Here is a 14,895-nt window from a genome sequence, read left to right as displayed (position 1 = left end):
TATCCGAGGGGCTGGAGGCTCAGGCTCTGCGACTGTTCGCATTCGCCGGGCGACTAACCGTAAGTCATACGACTAACCCCCACACCTCAAAATCGATTGTGGGGGTGTTTCCGGGGCCGTTTATTCCGCCTTCGGCTTGCCCTTGGCGGCGATACGCTGGGCCTCTTTGACTACTCCACCAGGGGAGCCGCTTAACCGCGCTCCCCTGAGTCGTTTCCGACCCGCCGTAAAATCACCTGACAGACGCAAAGGAACAAACCATGAATCGCAACCAAGCCGTAACGCAGATCCAAGAGGGGCTGTTGTTCCTGGAGGCTGAACTTGCCGCGCGAGACACGCCGAAGGATCGCAAGGCCCTGCGTCGCCTGAAACTGCACCACGCGGGGCTTCAAGTCTTGGCGGATGAGTACGTGGAAGACGGCGACATTGCGCCTCTGAGCGCTGGTGGCGGCAAAGACGTTCCTCCGGCGCCGTAACCCATGCTCGACCTCATCATGCACGCGACAAACGAGCAGGTGTTTGGCGGGCTAGCGATCCTGACCGGCTTAGTGCTGGCTGTGTCGTATGTAGCCGCCAAGCGGAACCTGAGCCTTTATGGTGACGTGTTAGGGGCCGCCCAGCTTCTAACCGTCGTTCTCGGGCTTTCGGTGATCTGCCGAATATCCGCGCCGCCTGGTGGGGTCGGCAACATGGCGTGGCTTTGTCTGATCGACTTAGCCGCGCTCATGGTTAGCGCCTACTGGTTCATTGTCCGACCAACGGTTTGGTCATTCATCCTGTCATTTTGTTTCATCGCCCAACTGGTGGCCCATGCCGGGTTCTGGCGAGCACAATCGGCGGGAATAGATACCCGTATTGCGTACATCTTGTGCCTGAACGTCACCCACGTGCTACAATTAGTTGCGGTTGGCTGGCCGGGGTCAAAACATGTGGCGGGAGTATTTGTCGCTCTTCTGCATGATCGCCGGGGCCGGGGTGTTCCTTTCGGTTATGGAGCGCCTCAATGACGCCAGAGATGCACGAACGCATCGCCCGCCTCGAAGAAGAGGTTAAGGACATCCCCGAGATGAAGCGCGAGCTAGAGGCTCTGAAGCGCTTCAAGATCACCGTAACGACCCTCTGGGCGGCGACGCTGGGTTTGGTCGGGTTCTTCGGTGAGAAGATCAAGAAGGCGATGGGCCTGTGATCAAGCTAACCGCCCCTCATCTGCGCTTTGCGGTCGCCATGACGATCATCGGCGCACTGGTTCTGTGCATCGGGACGTTGGTCTATTGGCCCATGCCGGACGGAAACCGCGAGCTGCTGGCGACCCTGACCGGCGCTCTCACCCTCCTAGCCCGCGACGCTACCCGCTGGGTCTTCCCGCAACGTGGCAATGACGAGGAAAAGTCGTGATCACCGCTGACCGCCTGAAACAACTGGCGCCTAACATCAAGCCCGACGTGGCCAGCGCGGTAGCTGCGTCGCTGGAGGCTAACCGCGCAACGTATGGGGTCAACACGCCTCAACGGGTCGCGCACTTCCTGGGTCAAGTCTGCCACGAAAGCGGGGGCTTTACCCGGTTCACCGAGAACCTGAACTACAGCGCCGAACGGCTCTGCGTCGTGTGGCCCTCGCGCTTTCCTAATCTGGAAGCCGCCAAGCCCTACGCGCGTAACCCCGAGGCTCTGGCTGAAAAGGTCTATTCTGGCCGCATGGGGAACGTGAACCCAGGCGACGGGGCCAAGTACAAGGGCAGGGGCCTGATGCAGCTTACGGGCCGCGCCAACTACGCCGAAGCCGCTAAGTACACGGGCCTGGATCTCGTCGCCAATCCCGAGCAAGCCGCCGACCCGGCTAAGTCCGCCATCATCGCGCTAGGCTACTGGAAATCGCGGGGCCTCAACGAAGAGGCTGATCAAGACGACATCGCCACGATCACCCGGAAGATTAACGGGGGCCTTGTCGGGCTTCCTGAGCGCCGGGAGCTGGTCGAGAAGGCCAAGCGGGTGTTCGCATGATCCTGCTGGCCTTCCTCCGCCCCTACCTCAAGCCCATCGCTGGCGTTCTGCTGGTGTTAGCCACGCTCGCGGCGCTGCTCTTCGCTGTTCACCATCGAGGCTATCAGTCCGGTGTGAAGGCTGAGCAAGACGCGCAAGCCGAACGGGTCGAGAAGGCCAAAAAGCGGGTCAAGGAGGGCGATAAGCGAGCCAACGCGGCCAATACCGCCATCGCCACGAAACACGTCCAGACGGTCGAGAAAATCCGCTGGCGCACCGAGACGCTAACCAAGGAGGTTACGGTCTATGTTCCGCAAACTGTTGATCGCGTCTATCGTCTTCCCGCTGGCCTCGTGCGCGTCCACGACGCCGCAGCTAGTGGCTCCGACCTTCCCGCCGCCCCCGGTGGATCTGTCGAAGAGCCTTCCGACGTTACGCCCAGCCAGTTCGCAACCGCCATCGTCGGCAATTACGGAACATGTCGTGTTTGGGAGTCTGAAGCGCTGACGTGGCGAAACTGGTACGTCACTCAGCGCGACATCTACAACGCGACTACGGGCCAAAAGCCCTAGAGGCTCCCTCACGGTAGAGCCTACACCGGCCCTCTCCCGTTACGGCGGGGGAGGGCTATTCGCATTTCTAGGCTGCGTCCTGAAACTCGCCGCACCAGTGATCTCGCGGGGTCATGATGTGGCCGGCGCCGGGGTCGAGGGACGAGGCCGATATGCCGAACAGCGAGTAACGTTCATGGCCAGCGACAGGGGCGCTTCGGACGCACTCGCCAACGGCGGCGTTTAAATGGCGCCAGAAGTCGCAACCGGCGCAGCACGGCCCGCGCTCGCGATAGAACCTGTCAACGCACTCTTGGCGGGTTTCCATCACATCGCCTCCTCTGGCCTAAACGTCACGGGGGTCATCGCCCCTCGCGTGACAAGCCGTTGCCGATCTCTTCGCGAAGGGTCTGAAACACGCTCTGGACCAGATGCAGGACGTATTCGGTGTTCGGGTTGCCTTTCTGGGCAATCACGCGCTCCTCGATGCGCCGCTCGGCCCGGAGACAGGCGTTATAGATCAGGTCGGCGTCGCTCATAGCTGCGGCTCGTCTTGCGGGTTGCACACGCGGCAAGGGCGCGCGTCTGGACATTCATCGTCCGGTACCGAACCGCGGCACATGTCATCCATGCACCCGTGGTGCCAGCCATTATGGCAGTTGGCGCAGCCTATTCCGTCGCTGTCGTCAAACTCGTCATAGTCGGGATCGTCGTCAGTTTCGCTCATCTCACCCTCCGCGCGGCCTGATGCCGCCTTGATGGTTTGTGTTTGGTTGCCAAGTTATCGGTTTGCCGTCGTTGGCAAAGGCATCCGGAATGGTCTGTGTTTGGGGTCTAGGCTCGGTTGCGCTCAAGCCAAGCCTTAGCCAGCGCGTGCGGGCACTCGCCATCACCAAAGGCCGCGTGAGCTTGACAATTACCGTTGTGATCCAACTGGCATGGATCTCCATCGGCCAAAGCTTCAATGATCTCCAGCGCCAGAGCGTGCTCTAGTTGAAGGTCTGACAGCGGATCGGGATGATTTCCGGTGTTCTGCCGTCGCTCGCGCGCCTCAGCCTGATCAGCAGCATGTGCCGCCGATCCGTGGTCGTGTCCCTGCGCCAGCTTGCGGTTGAACGTCTCGCTCCACACGCCCATCAAGCATACTCCGGCACTTCGGCCAAAAGCTGCTTTTGAGCGCTTTCGCCAAGGAAGGCGGCGATGTTGGCCAGAACCTTTTCGCGCGCCGTCTTGTCCAGACCGTTGAGCAGGTCAACGCGCTCCCAAACCCGGTCATGCGATTGGCGGTCCTTGGCAGGCGCGCGCACGAGACGGAGGGCCGACAGGCTCACCGCCTCCACGTCCTCCATCATCTCAGGTTCGGCCGGAAGCCCGCCGTGGTCATACGCTGGCGGCGTTTCTGGGCGCCCTGGCTGATAGGTGCCGTTCAGCTCCACTTCGACCTCAAACGTGTCGGTCGCCTTGATTACTCGCGCCATCTCGCTCTCCGTGCGGCCGATGCCGCGTTAGTTGGTCTTCGGGAAACCCCGCGCCTGGGTGATCGCGCGGGGAAACCGGAAATCCATCCGAGGGGCCGGGGTTTAATCCGGCGGGTTCATGGTCGCCTCCTGTGGCTCGACAAATTCGCTATCCGCGATATCAAAGTTGAACAATACACCGTCATCGTGTAGGGTCAACCACGATATCGGAGATAAGTGATTTTGACCCAATCTTTGACGCCAACCGCGATATCGGCGAAAACCCCGCCCATGCCGGGGCCGAAGCCACAAGACCTTGAGACCATCCTTGGTCGCTACCCGAAGGGAACGGGCGACAGGATCAAGCGCGTGCTTGGCGAAGACCCGCCCAAGGGCGCTCAAGCTGAACTGCTGAGAACCGCGCTAGACCGCGAACTCAAGCGCCGCGAGAGAAAGTCAGGAGGCGAGGGATGAGCGAGTGGAAGGACATCAGCACCGCGCCGAGGGATGGAACCGAGATCATCGGCTTCCGGCCTGACCAAGGCGTGTTCGTTTTCCGCTGGGCCTGGATGGAAGAGTTCGTTCCGAAGGACCAAAACGGCGACCCGACCGAAGACTACGACGACGCTTTTGCGTGGTGGTGGCATGACCGGTGGGGGTGGATGGAGCGCGAGCTTACGCCGACCCATTGGCAAGCACTGCCAATTCCGCCCCTCTAGCGATTCCCCCAGCTCGATAGATGGTGTATAAGAGAGGGGCTGTGGTAGCGCTTCGGCGTCGGGACCTCGCCTTATCCCCGATCTGGTTGGCGAGTGCAGGGCCATAACCCGTAGAAGAAAACCAGGACCACAGCATCAGTACCGCGTAAGGGGTGGCGTAGTGTTGGGGTGGTTGATTCACGCCCTGTCGGGTCAAGCCGGTTCGATCCCGGTCAACACGTCCAGCGCCGCCCCCAACATTGTAGTGCGATCCGGCACCGAGCCGGGGTAGTACCGCACCGGGGCCGGTGGGTTCGCTCACCGGCCACCCTTTCCCCCTCGGGAAAACACCAGCCCCAAACACCCACGCGCGCCGGATCTTTACCGGGCGGGTTAGCGCTTCCTGGCGACAGCCTCGGCGATCTTGCGTTGGCGCTCCTCGTTCAGATGCGCGTATCTCTTCGTGGTCGCCGCGTCGGTGTGGCCTAGAACCTCCCCGATCTCGTCCAGATTGAAGCCTTCGGATATGGCCGTCGAGGCGAACGAGTGGCGAAGGTCGTGGATGGTGAAGTCAACGAGCGCCGCCTTCTCGCGCACAAGACCCCAGGCCGCGTTCGGGTAGCTGTTGAACCCCAGGAGCCATCCCTTGCGGGGCTGGGTGGCCTGAACGATCTCGTCAGCCGCGTCTGAGAAGGCAATCACCCGCCCGCCCATCTTTTCGTCGGTCTTGTGGACGCGAAGGTCGAGAACCTTGTCCCGGTACTGGTCGCGCCTTGCCGTGCGGATCTCCGATATTCTGGCGCCCGTGAGCATAAGAACGCGGATAAGGGCGATCTGGTAGGGGTATTGCGGCTCTACCTCGTCCAGCGCGGCGTTCAGGCGCTTGACCTCTGCCTCTGACAGATACCGGCGGCGGGCTCGCTCTGGATAGGCGTCAACGCCCTTTGTGGGCGGCTCCAGATCGGCGAACTTCCAAATGCCGTTGATCGCGGCCATCGCCCGGTTGAAGGACACCGGCCGGTCGCTCATGGCCTTCTTCATGGCCAGAATGTCGGCTTTCGTCACGTCGCGGATCTTGGCCGATCCAAGGCGCGGCTTGATGATGTGGTTCACCCGGCCCCGGTCATGCCGGAACGCCTTCTTGTTCGTCCGGGTCACTAGCCATGCGTCGGCCACGTCAGAGACCGTAGGAGAGCCCCGGAGCGCCTGGTTCTCCTTGGATGGGTCATTTCCCCGCGCGACCTCTCCAAGCCACTCCCTAGCGATCTCTCGGGCTTGCTGTAGGGTGAGGGACGGATAGGCCCCGATCTTTGGCCGGCGTCTCTGGCCTGACTTGGTTCGGTAATAGAGCATCCACGAGCCGCCATCCTCGCGCTTGTGAAGCTCCAGGCCTCGGACTTGATCGTCCTTCAGGATGGACCCGGCGGGGGCGTTTCGGATGGCTGTCAGGTTCATTTCGCCAGTGACACCCAAGTGCCGGGAGGACGCAATTCGATGCGCGATCCTGCGAAAAGAACGGGTCGTGAACCTCGTTTTGATTCAATGCGGTGAGCGACCTCAAATGATCGTGAGCGACGCTCGTTATAAGTCACTGGGTCACCTCCTTTCAGTTGTTGAACAACACAGAACGGATATTGGACTGACGTCGGCGAAAGGGAAGGGGTTATCGCTTGCGACGCGAGGTCGCGGCGCTCCTGTTCACGGGGGCGGCGAACGCGTGGCGGTGTGAGGGCGAGATGGCGAGCTGGGATCCGGATGTCTACGCCCTGTACCGCAGCTACCGCGAGCGCCCGGCGCTGGATCTGCTGACCGCCATTCCCCGCGACCTCGAACCGCGCGAGATCTGGGATCTCGGATGCGGTCCCGGAGAGCAGGCGGCTCTGCTCGCCGCGCGACATCCTGGCGCTCGGGTGCGAGGCCTGGACTCAAGCGCCGAAATGCTGGCCAAGGCGGCGCGGCTTACGACGCGTGTCGAGTGGCTGCTGGGTGACATCGCGGCCTTTGAGCCTGATACGCCTGTAGACCTGATCTACTCCAACGCCGCGCTTCATTGGGTGGATGACCACGCCAACCTTTTGCCGAGGCTGGCCAGGACCTTGGCCCCGGGCGGAGTGTTGGCGGTGCAGATGCCGGTTGTCGACAACCTGGGCTGGCGCGCGAGCCTGACGGAGATCGCGGCGAAGGGACCCTGGCGCGATCGGTTGGCGAGCATCGAGGGCGTTCGCGCCGCCCATGGGATGAGCGCCTACTACGCCTGGCTGGCGGACAGCTGCTCAGAGATCGATATCTGGACGACGACCTATCTGCATGCGCTGCATGGGCAGGATCCCATTGTCGACTGGACCATGGGAACGACGTTGCGTCCCTATCTCGACGCCTTGGACGAGGGCGAGAAGCAAGCGTTCCTCGCCGCGTGGCGAGATCGGCTGGCGATCGACTACCCGCGCCGAGCGGACGGCGTCACGCTCTTCCCGTTCAATCGCGTGTTCATCGTGGCCAGGCGGGGCTGAGCTTGGCGCGCCGCTCAACAAGGCTGGGTCGCTTGCGCAGGTCGGTGATGGGACGATGCACGCCGTCCAGGGCGAAGCTTGCGGCGACATAACCGGCCTTCACCGCCGGCTCGAAGGCGCGCCAGTCACGGATATCGATCCCTTCCAGCTTAGGGGTGATCAACACGTCGGTCGCTTCGCGGGCGGCGGCGAGGTCACGACCCGTGGTGACCGTCGCGGCGCGCATGAGGAGGGCCACGATCGGCGGTCCCTTCCGCCACTCGCCCGAGAAGATCCATTTCCACAACGAGGGCGGCGTCACGATGTCGTCGCTGGTGATGCTGCGGCCGCGCGTTACGTCGACACCGACGATCGGGCCAAGCTGAAACGAGCGCATCACGTCGGCGGGGAAGTTCTTCATGACCGCCCCGTCCACCAGAACCTGGCCCCTGTCCGTCGCCGGCGGCAGCACGCCGGGCAGCGAGATCGAGGCGCGCAAGGCGACCTGCAGGTCTCCGGTGCGGTGCAACTGATATGAGCCGGAGGTCAGGTTCGACGACACACAGAAGAACGGCAGCCACAGATCGCTGATGTCGACCGAGCCAAAGTGTTCGGCCAGCCGGTCGCGGACCTTTTCGCCGCGGGTCATGGCGATCATGGGGAAGGCGATGTCGTCCAGCGGACTGGTGTCAACAAAGGCCTTGCGGATGCGGGCTTCCAGTTCGCCGTCGTCCCATCCCATGGCGATCCCAGCCGCGACGATGGCGCCCATCGAGGCGCCGCCGACAAAGTCGATCGGAATGCCGCGCTCGCGCATGGCCTGGATGGCGCCGATATGGGCGTAGGCCCTGGCGCCGCCGCCCGACAGCACCAGTCCGACAGACTGTCCGGTGAGCACGCGGGCGAGCCGCTGAAGGTCGGCCACCCCGTTTTCGCGCAAGTGAAACAGCCGCGCGGCCTGGGTGGCGGCCATCCAGGCTTCCGAGCCCGAGGGGCAGTCCAGGTTTGCGGACTGCAGCAGGATCAGGTCGACCAGCCGCTGCGCCTGTAGAGGGCCCGAGGCATAGGAGGGGATCGTCGTCGGCGGGGCGCGATCACCTCGACCCACACGGAACAGGTGGTCCACTTGGCGACCGACGACATGCTTCCAGGCGGTCTCGTCGGCCTCTGCGACGTACAGAACGAAGTCATGTTCGCGTTCGACGTTGCTGAACCATTCGGTCGGCGCAAGTAGCGACTCGCCCCCCTCCACCGTCACCGAGTATCCCAGGTTCTCGATGCAGCGCCCGAGCCGTTCCACGACCGGCCGGATCGCCGCCCCGGGCTCGATGGCGATGAAGCCGAACACCGACGGATCACCGATCGCCGCGTGGGTCTGAGCCTGCCGGGCCCGACGGATCATCAGCCGCGACAGTTCCAGCATGACCGTCGGGTCGTCCTCGGCGGCTTCGAAGAAGTCGTCGCGAGGCAGCGCCAGCACCTCGCTGTCTCGCAAGGAGACCATGCTGGCCGAATGGGCCGTGCCACCGACCAGAGCCATCTCGCCGGCCGGTTCGCCGGGGCGGATCACGCCCAGAAACTGGGGCTCTTGGCCCTCCTCGCGGCGGAAGGCGCCCAAGCGCCCGGTCTTCAGAAAATAGAGGTGGTCGGCCGCCTCGCCAGGTTCGAAGAGCGTCGCCCCGCCGGGCAGGGAAAACCAGGACGCCGCCCCGGTTCGCCATGCGCGGGCGAAGAGGCGCGCCAGGGCCGAGTCGTCGGGCAAGGGCGTTTCCACGGCGCGGACGCTAACCCGAACTGGCAGGCTTGACCACAAGGGCCCGTTCAGGCGCAACTGTTGATCGCGCAAGCGAAATAGTCGAGAACGGTTTTGGCTCGGAATCTTTGGGTTCGGGGTCCAAAAAACTCCGACTTCCGGGGCAGGGTGGAAAAGGCTAAGCGTCGGTCATGCCGAAGTTGAACTCCGTTATCGACGCGTCGAGCGACGCCTTCGCCAAGAATGCGGCCCACAACCGGGCGCTCGTGGAAGAGCTGCGCGCCAAGGTGGCGCAAGCGGCTTTGGGCGGACCGGAAGGCGCCCGCGAGCGACATACCTCGCGCGGCAAGCTGTTGCCGCGCGACCGCGTCGAGCGCCTGCTGGATCCGGGCTCTCCGTTCCTCGAGGTTGGCCAGCTTGCCGCCTGTGACCTCTACAATGGCGAGGCGCCGGGGGCGGGCATGATCTGCGGGGTCGGCCGCGTGTCAGGCCGCGAGGTGATGATCGTCGCCAACGATCCCACGGTGAAGGGCGGCGCCTATTTCCCGATGACCGTGAAGAAGCACCTGCGCGCCCAGGAGATCGCCGCGCAGAACCGTCTGCCCTGCGTTTATCTGGTCGACAGCGGCGGCGCGAACCTGCCGCACCAGGCCGAGGTGTTCCCTGATCGCGACCACTTTGGTCGCATCTTCTTCAATCAGGCGCGGATGAGCGCGGCTAGCATTCCGCAGATCGCCTGCGTCATGGGCTCATGCACCGCCGGCGGGGCCTATGTCCCGGCGATGAGCGACGAGACGGTCATCGTCCGCAACCAGGGCACCATCTTCCTGGCTGGTCCGCCGCTGGTGAAGGCCGCGACCGGCGAGGTCATTTCGGCGGAAGAGTTGGGCGGCGCCGAGACCCACGGTCGTCGCTCGGGCGTCGTCGACCATGTCGCCGAGAACGACGAGCATGCCCTCGAGATCGTCCGCTCGATCGTGGCCAACCTCAACACGACCAAGCCCGATCAACTGGTGCTCGCCGACCCCGAGCCGCCTGCCTATGATCCTGAAGAGATCTACGGGATCGTTCCGACCGACGTCCGCGCGCCCTACGATGTGCGCGAGGTGATCGCCCGTATCGTCGACGGCAGTCAGTTCGACGAATTCAAGGCGCTGTATGGCACGACCCTGGTCTGCGGTTTTGCGCGTATCTGGGGACAGCCTGTGGCGATCCTCGCCAACAACGGCGTCCTCTTCAGCGAGAGCGCTGTGAAGGGCGCGCACTTCATAGAACTCGCCTGCAAGCGTAAGATTCCATTGATCTTCTTGCAGAACATTTCGGGCTTCATGGTCGGCGGAAAGTACGAGGCCGGCGGCATCGCCAAGGATGGCGCCAAGCTGGTCACGGCGGTCGCCTCGGCCGAGGTTCCGAAGTTCACGGTGCTGATCGGCGGCAGCTTCGGGGCCGGCAACTACGGCATGTGCGGCCGGGCTTACAGCCCCCGTTTCCTGTTCACCTGGCCCAACAGCCGCATCTCGGTCATGGGCGGGGAGCAGGCGGCCAGCGTGCTTGCCACGGTCCACCGCGACGCGGCCAAGTGGACGCCCGAGGAGGCTGAAGCCTTCAAGGCGCCGATCCGCCAGCGCTACGAGGACGAGGGCAACCCCTACCACGCGACGGCGCGTCTTTGGGACGACGGGATCATTGATCCGGCGCAAACCCGCGACGTGCTAGGTCTGGCCATCTCGGCGTCGCTGAACGCGCCGATCCCCGAGACCACCTTCGGCGTTTTCCGGATGTAGATTCCAGGAAGGACCTTCCCATGACCAACCCGATCGCCGATCCCATCGTCGAGGTTCCCGACACCGACGCCATGAGCCCGCTGGTTCACATGGACAGCACGCCCGATGGCGCGGTCACTGTGTGGATCAATCGGCCGGAGAAGAAGAACGCCTTTGACGCCGCCACCATTGCGGCGCTTCGTCAGACCTTCGAGACCCTGCACGGCGCCGAGGGCGTCCGCGTGGTGTTCCTGCGCGGGGTCGGCGGCGCGTTCAGCGCGGGCGCCGACCTGTCCTGGATGGCCGACGCCGTCGACTGGGACGAGGACGATAATCGGCAGGACGCGCTGGAACTGGCGCAGATGCTCAAGGCGCTGCACGACATTCCGGCCCTGACCGTAGCCCTCGTCGAAGGTCCGGCCTTCGGCGGCGGGGCGGGTCTGGTGGCGGCCTGCGATCACGCCCTGGCCCTGGTGGACGCCAAGTTCGCTTTCTCGGAGGTGAAGCTGGGCCTAACCCCCGCCACCATCAGCCCGTACGTGATCCAGGCGCTGGGCCCGCGCACCGCCAAGCTGCTGTTCGCCACCGGCCGCGTCTTCGACGCTGATGACGCCTGGGGCTTCGGTCTGGTCGATGAGGTTTTCGAAGATGTCGCCAGCCTGGAAGCCGCGCGCGACGCCCTGATCGCCGAGATGGCCCCTTGCGCCCCTGGCGCGATCGGTGACGCCAAGGCCCTGGTCAATGACTTTGTTGGTCAAAAGCTCGACAAGGGTCTGATCGAGGAGAGCGCTCGGCGGATCGCACGCCGCCGTGTGTCGCCCGAGGGACAAGAAGGCGTGCGCGCTTTCCTTTCGCGTCGTAAACCCGCCTGGTCTGAATAGACTCAACCGGGGGGCATTATGACGGGCGCGGATCTGGAAGCGGCGGCAGCGGACTCGGCGGCGAGCTTTGTTCGCCCAAAGAAGAAGCCGTTCACGCAGCAGGGAGAGCCCTGCAAGAACTGCGGGACGGCCCTCGAAGGCTGGTACTGCCATTGCTGCGGCCAGAACGCCGACACGCGCCACCGATCGATCCTCCACCTGATCTGGGAGGCCATCGAGGGGATGTTCCACCTCGATGGTCGCCTGGCCAACACTTTGCCGCTGCTGTTCTTCAATCCCGGCAAGCTGGCCAAGGACTACATGGAAGGGCGGATCGCGCGGCACGTGCCGCCGTTCCGCACTTTCCTCGTCGCGCTCCTGCTCTTCATCTTCGCCGCCGAGCACGCCATCCACGGCGCCCGGCACAAGCAGGAGCTAAAGGAAGAGGCTGAAGCCCACGCGCTGGTGACGCCTCAAGGCCGCAAGGCCAGGGCTGATGAGATCCGAAAAGAGGCCGCAGAAGATCGCAAGGAACGGTTGGCTGACGCGCTCGCTCTACGCGACGAGGCCCTCAAGGAACCGGGCTCGGACAAGGCTCTGATCGCAACAGAGTACGCCGACAACGTCAAACAGGCCGAGGAAAGATACGCGCGCTTGATGGCTGAGGCCCAGGCGCTGCAGGACAACCCCAACGCCGGCGCCGAGGCCTTGGCCAAGCTGCGCGGCCGTAACACCGAAGCCGCCGAGAAGATTCGGGCTGTGGAGTTCCAGAGCTCAGGGACCCACGAGGCCAATGCCAACAAGATCGGCAACGTCAACATCGCGGGCCAGAACTTCAACGTCGTCACGCCTGACGAGGCCAAGCAGACCCAGAGCCAGCCCAAGGTCGGCGAGCAAAAGCCAGCCTCTGCGGAGAAACACGCTTCGGGCGCGGAGGCGCTCTTTAGCTGGAAGGAAAACCTGGCGAAGGCTGTCGCCAATCCGGACTATTTCCTGCTGATGATGTTCGGCCTGGCGCACCGTCTGGCGGTGCTGCTGCTGCCGATCATGGGGCTGAGCCTGGCGCTCGTTTACGTGAACCGCCGGCAGTTCTTCATCTATGACCACCTGCTGGTGGCCACCAATCTGATTTCGTTCTCGTTCCTGGTGAACGCGATCGGCTTTGTCTTGCCTGCGCCGTTGATGACGCCGTGGTTTGTGCTGATTTCGTTCTGGGCGCCCGTCAACCTGTTCCAGACGCTACGCGGCGGATATGGCTCGAGCATCGTCGGCGCGCTCTTCAAGACGTTCATCGTGTGGGTGTCGAGCGTGATGGCGTTCGGCTTGCTGGTGTCCGGCCTGATGCTCTTCACCCTTTCCCAGATGTAGGGTCTCAACTTGCTCTCCTCCGTCCTGATCGCCAATCGTGGCGAGATCGCCCGCCGCATCATCCGCACCGCCCGCGAACTGGGCGTGCGGACGATCGCCGTCTATTCCGAGGCGGACGCCAATGCGCCGTTCGTCATGGAGGCGGACGCGGCGATCCTGATCGGCCCGGCGCCGGCCAAGGAGAGCTATCTGGATCCCCGCAAGATCCTGGCGGCCGCTAGGCAGATGGGCGCAGAGGCCATCCATCCCGGCTATGGCTTTCTCTCGGAGAACGCGGAGTTCGCGCAAAGCGTGATGGACGCAGGGCTCGTCTGGATCGGTCCGCCGCCGTCGGCGATCCGCGCCATGGGTCTGAAGGACGCGGCCAAGGCGGTGATGATCAAGGCCGGCGTACCCACAACGCCCGGCTATCTGGGCGAGGACCAGTCGGCGGATCGCCTGACGGCCGAGGCCGCCAAGATCGGCTATCCGGTGCTGATCAAGGCCGTGGCCGGCGGCGGCGGCAAGGGCATGCGCAAGGTCGAGCGCGCGGAGGACTTCGAGGCCGCGCTGGGCTCGTGCCGTCGCGAGGCGTCGGCGGCGTTCGGCGACGACCGCGTGCTGCTGGAAAAGTACGTCACCCGCCCGCGTCACATCGAGGTGCAGGTGTTCGGCGACAGCCACGGCAATGTCGTCCACCTGTTCGAGCGCGACTGCTCTCTGCAGCGTCGCCACCAGAAGGTCATCGAAGAAGCGCCCGCTCCGGGCATGGATGAGGCGACCCGCGAAGCGGTCTGCGCCGCGGCGGTCAAGGCTGCTAAGGCCGTCGACTATGTTGGCGCCGGCACCGTGGAGTTCATCGCTGACGCGTCCGAAGGCCTGCGCGCGGACCGCATCTGGTTCATGGAGATGAACACCCGTCTGCAGGTCGAGCACCCGGTCACCGAGATGGTCACCGGCCAGGACCTCGTCGAATGGCAACTGCGGGTCGCCTCGGGCGAGCCGCTGCCGCTGGAGCAGGGCGAGATCACCCTGGAAGGCTGGGCCATGGAGGCCCGCCTGTACGCCGAGAATCCGGCCACGGGCTTCCTGCCCTCGACGGGCAAGCTGAAGCACTTTCGCCTGCCCGAAGGCGATGTTCGCGTCGACAGCGCGGTGGAGGAGGGGGGCGAGGTCACGCCGTTTTATGACCCGATGATCGCCAAGCTGATCGCCCACGGCGCCGACCGCGAGGACGCCGCCCAGCGTCTGGCCGAGGCCTGCGCTCTTGTCGAGGTCTGGCCGGTCAAGACCAACGCCGCGTTCCTGGCCAAGTGCGCCAGCCATCCCGACTTCGTCGACGGGGCCGTCGATACCGGCTTCATCGAAGCGCGCTTGGATGAGCTGACCGAGCGCACCTTCAGCGATGAGCCGGCGATGGCCGCAATCGGCTGGCGTCTCGACAGCTTCCTGGAGGCTGAAGCCCGTCGCGATCCGTGGGAGCCGGCGCCGTCAAAGCTGCTCGGCTTCCGCATGAACGCGCCGCGGGCGTCCATGCATCTGCCGATGTCGACTGACGGCAAGGCCACCTCGCTGCGTGTCGCCCTGATCGGCGGCGGGACCGAGGACTGGTCCTGGGACATCCGCCATGCCGACGGCTCGACGTTCGACGAGGTGACGCGCCTGCCGACCACCTATGGCAAGGGTCCGATCCAGGTGTTCGAGGGCGGCGACGTCGTCGAGTTTGATTTCGCCGCCAAGGTTGGCGGCGCGGGCGAGGGCGGCGCTTCTGACGGCGCGATCCTGTCGCCGATGCCGGGCAAGATCGTCTCGGTCGCGGTTTCGGCCGGTCAGGCTGTGAGCAAGGGACAGACCCTGCTGACGCTTGAAGCCATGAAGATGGAGCACGCCATGGCTGCGCCGTTTGACGGCGTGGTGGCCGAGCTTTCAGCGACCGCCGGCGGTCAGGTCAGCGAGGGCGTGCTTCTGGCGCGCCTGGAGCCGGCCAAGGCTTAGCTC

The 14,895-nt window shown here is 64.2% G+C and carries 17 protein-coding genes and 1 pseudogene; 12 read left to right on the top strand and 6 right to left on the bottom strand.

Features of this window, described 5'->3' with window-relative positions; translation table 11 throughout:
• Nucleotides 1-260 precede the first annotated feature (260 nt).
• Genes J2X45_RS16255 through J2X45_RS16230 form a run of 6 tightly spaced genes read left to right on the top strand, consistent with a single transcriptional unit; the run spans nt 261 to nt 2,551 of the window.
• Nucleotides 261-476, top strand: a complete 216-nt coding sequence (locus tag J2X45_RS16255; RefSeq protein ID WP_310216725.1) for a hypothetical protein — start codon at nt 261-263, stop codon at nt 474-476.
• A 3-nt stretch (nt 477-479) separates the two neighbouring features.
• Nucleotides 480-1,007, top strand: a complete 528-nt coding sequence (locus J2X45_RS16250; protein WP_310216722.1) for a hypothetical protein — start codon at nt 480-482, stop codon at nt 1,005-1,007.
• A complete protein-coding gene (locus J2X45_RS16245) occupies nt 1,004-1,186 on the top strand; it encodes a hypothetical protein (protein WP_310216719.1) in 183 nt (60 codons plus the stop codon). Before J2X45_RS16250 ends, J2X45_RS16245 begins: the two co-directional genes overlap by 4 nt.
• Nucleotides 1,183-1,395: a hypothetical protein gene (locus J2X45_RS16240; protein ID WP_310216716.1), complete on the top strand. Its 213-nt coding sequence runs from the start codon at nt 1,183-1,185 to the stop codon at nt 1,393-1,395. Before J2X45_RS16245 ends, J2X45_RS16240 begins: the two co-directional genes overlap by 4 nt.
• A complete protein-coding gene (locus J2X45_RS16235; protein ID WP_310216714.1) occupies nt 1,392-2,000 on the top strand; it encodes a glycoside hydrolase family 19 protein in 609 nt (202 codons plus the stop codon). The genes J2X45_RS16240 and J2X45_RS16235 overlap by 4 nt, the downstream gene beginning before the upstream one ends.
• A complete protein-coding gene (locus J2X45_RS16230; RefSeq protein ID WP_310216710.1) occupies nt 1,997-2,551 on the top strand; it encodes a hypothetical protein in 555 nt (184 codons plus the stop codon). Before J2X45_RS16235 ends, J2X45_RS16230 begins: the two co-directional genes overlap by 4 nt.
• A 341-nt stretch (nt 2,552-2,892) precedes the next feature.
• Here J2X45_RS16230 and J2X45_RS16225 read toward each other — a convergent pair whose 3' ends face one another.
• The 3 genes from J2X45_RS16225 to J2X45_RS16215 all read right to left on the bottom strand — a co-directional run bounded on the left by J2X45_RS16225 (nt 2,893) and on the right by J2X45_RS16215 (nt 4,008).
• On the bottom strand, nt 2,893-3,069 hold the full coding sequence (locus J2X45_RS16225) for a hypothetical protein (protein ID WP_310216708.1): 177 nt from the start codon (nt 3,067-3,069) through the stop codon (nt 2,893-2,895).
• Nucleotides 3,070-3,364: 295 nt separating this feature from the next.
• Nucleotides 3,365-3,670, bottom strand: coding sequence for a hypothetical protein (locus J2X45_RS16220; protein ID WP_310216706.1), 306 nt, complete (start codon nt 3,668-3,670; stop codon nt 3,365-3,367).
• Nucleotides 3,667-4,008, bottom strand: a complete 342-nt coding sequence (locus J2X45_RS16215; protein ID WP_310216704.1) for a hypothetical protein — start codon at nt 4,006-4,008, stop codon at nt 3,667-3,669. The genes J2X45_RS16220 and J2X45_RS16215 overlap by 4 nt, the downstream gene beginning before the upstream one ends.
• A 449-nt stretch (nt 4,009-4,457) precedes the next feature.
• Between J2X45_RS16215 and J2X45_RS16210 the strand changes: the two genes are divergently transcribed.
• Complete coding sequence (locus tag J2X45_RS16210; protein ID WP_310216701.1) at nt 4,458-4,706, top strand: hypothetical protein; 249 nt, start codon at nt 4,458-4,460, stop codon at nt 4,704-4,706.
• 372 nt (nt 4,707-5,078) lie between these two features.
• Here J2X45_RS16210 and J2X45_RS16205 read toward each other — a convergent pair whose 3' ends face one another.
• Nucleotides 5,079-5,843: a site-specific integrase gene (locus J2X45_RS16205; RefSeq protein ID WP_310216699.1), complete on the bottom strand. Its 765-nt coding sequence runs from the start codon at nt 5,841-5,843 to the stop codon at nt 5,079-5,081.
• A 57-nt stretch (nt 5,844-5,900) separates the two neighbouring features.
• Nucleotides 5,901-6,140, bottom strand: a pseudogene (locus tag J2X45_RS20365) (Arm DNA-binding domain-containing protein); the annotation flags it as partial.
• A 281-nt stretch (nt 6,141-6,421) separates the two neighbouring features.
• Between J2X45_RS20365 and J2X45_RS16200 the strand changes: the two are divergent.
• Nucleotides 6,422-7,195 carry a methyltransferase domain-containing protein gene (locus J2X45_RS16200; RefSeq protein WP_310216697.1) on the top strand — a complete coding sequence of 258 codons (774 nt, stop codon included), beginning with the start codon at nt 6,422-6,424 and terminating at the stop codon, nt 7,193-7,195.
• Here the strand turns inward: J2X45_RS16200 and J2X45_RS16195 are convergent.
• Nucleotides 7,173-8,948 (bottom strand): patatin-like phospholipase family protein, encoded by a 1,776-nt coding sequence (locus J2X45_RS16195; protein WP_310216695.1) that lies wholly within the window; start codon nt 8,946-8,948, stop codon nt 7,173-7,175. The genes J2X45_RS16200 and J2X45_RS16195 overlap by 23 nt on opposite strands.
• Before the next feature lie 170 nt (nt 8,949-9,118).
• Here J2X45_RS16195 and J2X45_RS16190 point away from each other — a divergent pair, with 170 nt between their 5' ends.
• Genes J2X45_RS16190 through J2X45_RS16175 form a run of 4 tightly spaced genes read left to right on the top strand, consistent with a single transcriptional unit; the run spans nt 9,119 to nt 14,892 of the window.
• A complete protein-coding gene (locus J2X45_RS16190; protein WP_310216694.1) occupies nt 9,119-10,711 on the top strand; it encodes a carboxyl transferase domain-containing protein in 1,593 nt (530 codons plus the stop codon).
• Between the two features lie 20 nt (nt 10,712-10,731).
• Entirely contained in the window at nt 10,732-11,571 is an 840-nt protein-coding gene (locus J2X45_RS16185) for an enoyl-CoA hydratase-related protein (protein ID WP_310216692.1), read from the top strand.
• Between the two features lie 18 nt (nt 11,572-11,589).
• Nucleotides 11,590-12,918 (top strand): DUF3667 domain-containing protein, encoded by a 1,329-nt coding sequence (locus tag J2X45_RS16180; RefSeq protein ID WP_310216689.1) that lies wholly within the window; start codon nt 11,590-11,592, stop codon nt 12,916-12,918.
• 9 nt (nt 12,919-12,927) lie between these two features.
• Nucleotides 12,928-14,892 (top strand): acetyl/propionyl/methylcrotonyl-CoA carboxylase subunit alpha, encoded by a 1,965-nt coding sequence (locus tag J2X45_RS16175; RefSeq protein WP_310216687.1) that lies wholly within the window; start codon nt 12,928-12,930, stop codon nt 14,890-14,892.
• Nucleotides 14,893-14,895 lie beyond the last annotated feature (3 nt).

The sequence above is a fragment of the Caulobacter sp. BE264 genome, from assembly GCF_031457805.1.
In the GTDB taxonomy this organism is placed as follows: domain Bacteria; phylum Pseudomonadota; class Alphaproteobacteria; order Caulobacterales; family Caulobacteraceae; genus Caulobacter.
Note: the sequence above shows the minus strand (reverse complement) of the source record. Positions and strands in the feature narration are given on the sequence as shown.

What these genes read in the sequence shown, in the direction of transcription:
- J2X45_RS16185 (WP_310216692.1), top strand. Translation starts at nt 10,732, where the DNA reads ATGACCAACCCGATCGCCGATCCCATCGTCGAGGTTCCCGACACCGAC.
- J2X45_RS16210 (WP_310216701.1), top strand. Translation starts at nt 4,458, where the DNA reads ATGAGCGAGTGGAAGGACATCAGCACCGCGCCGAGGGATGGAACCGAG.
- J2X45_RS16255 (WP_310216725.1), top strand. Translation starts at nt 261, where the DNA reads ATGAATCGCAACCAAGCCGTAACGCAGATCCAAGAGGGGCTGTTGTTC.
- J2X45_RS16215 (WP_310216704.1), bottom strand. Translation starts at nt 4,008, where the DNA reads ATGGCGCGAGTAATCAAGGCGACCGACACGTTTGAGGTCGAAGTGGAG.
- J2X45_RS16245 (WP_310216719.1), top strand. Translation starts at nt 1,004, where the DNA reads ATGACGCCAGAGATGCACGAACGCATCGCCCGCCTCGAAGAAGAGGTT.
- J2X45_RS16250 (WP_310216722.1), top strand. Translation starts at nt 480, where the DNA reads ATGCTCGACCTCATCATGCACGCGACAAACGAGCAGGTGTTTGGCGGG.
- J2X45_RS16190 (WP_310216694.1), top strand. Translation starts at nt 9,119, where the DNA reads ATGCCGAAGTTGAACTCCGTTATCGACGCGTCGAGCGACGCCTTCGCC.
- J2X45_RS16200 (WP_310216697.1), top strand. Translation starts at nt 6,422, where the DNA reads ATGGCGAGCTGGGATCCGGATGTCTACGCCCTGTACCGCAGCTACCGC.
- J2X45_RS16180 (WP_310216689.1), top strand. Translation starts at nt 11,590, where the DNA reads ATGACGGGCGCGGATCTGGAAGCGGCGGCAGCGGACTCGGCGGCGAGC.
- J2X45_RS16225 (WP_310216708.1), bottom strand. Translation starts at nt 3,069, where the DNA reads ATGAGCGACGCCGACCTGATCTATAACGCCTGTCTCCGGGCCGAGCGG.
- J2X45_RS16230 (WP_310216710.1), top strand. Translation starts at nt 1,997, where the DNA reads ATGATCCTGCTGGCCTTCCTCCGCCCCTACCTCAAGCCCATCGCTGGC.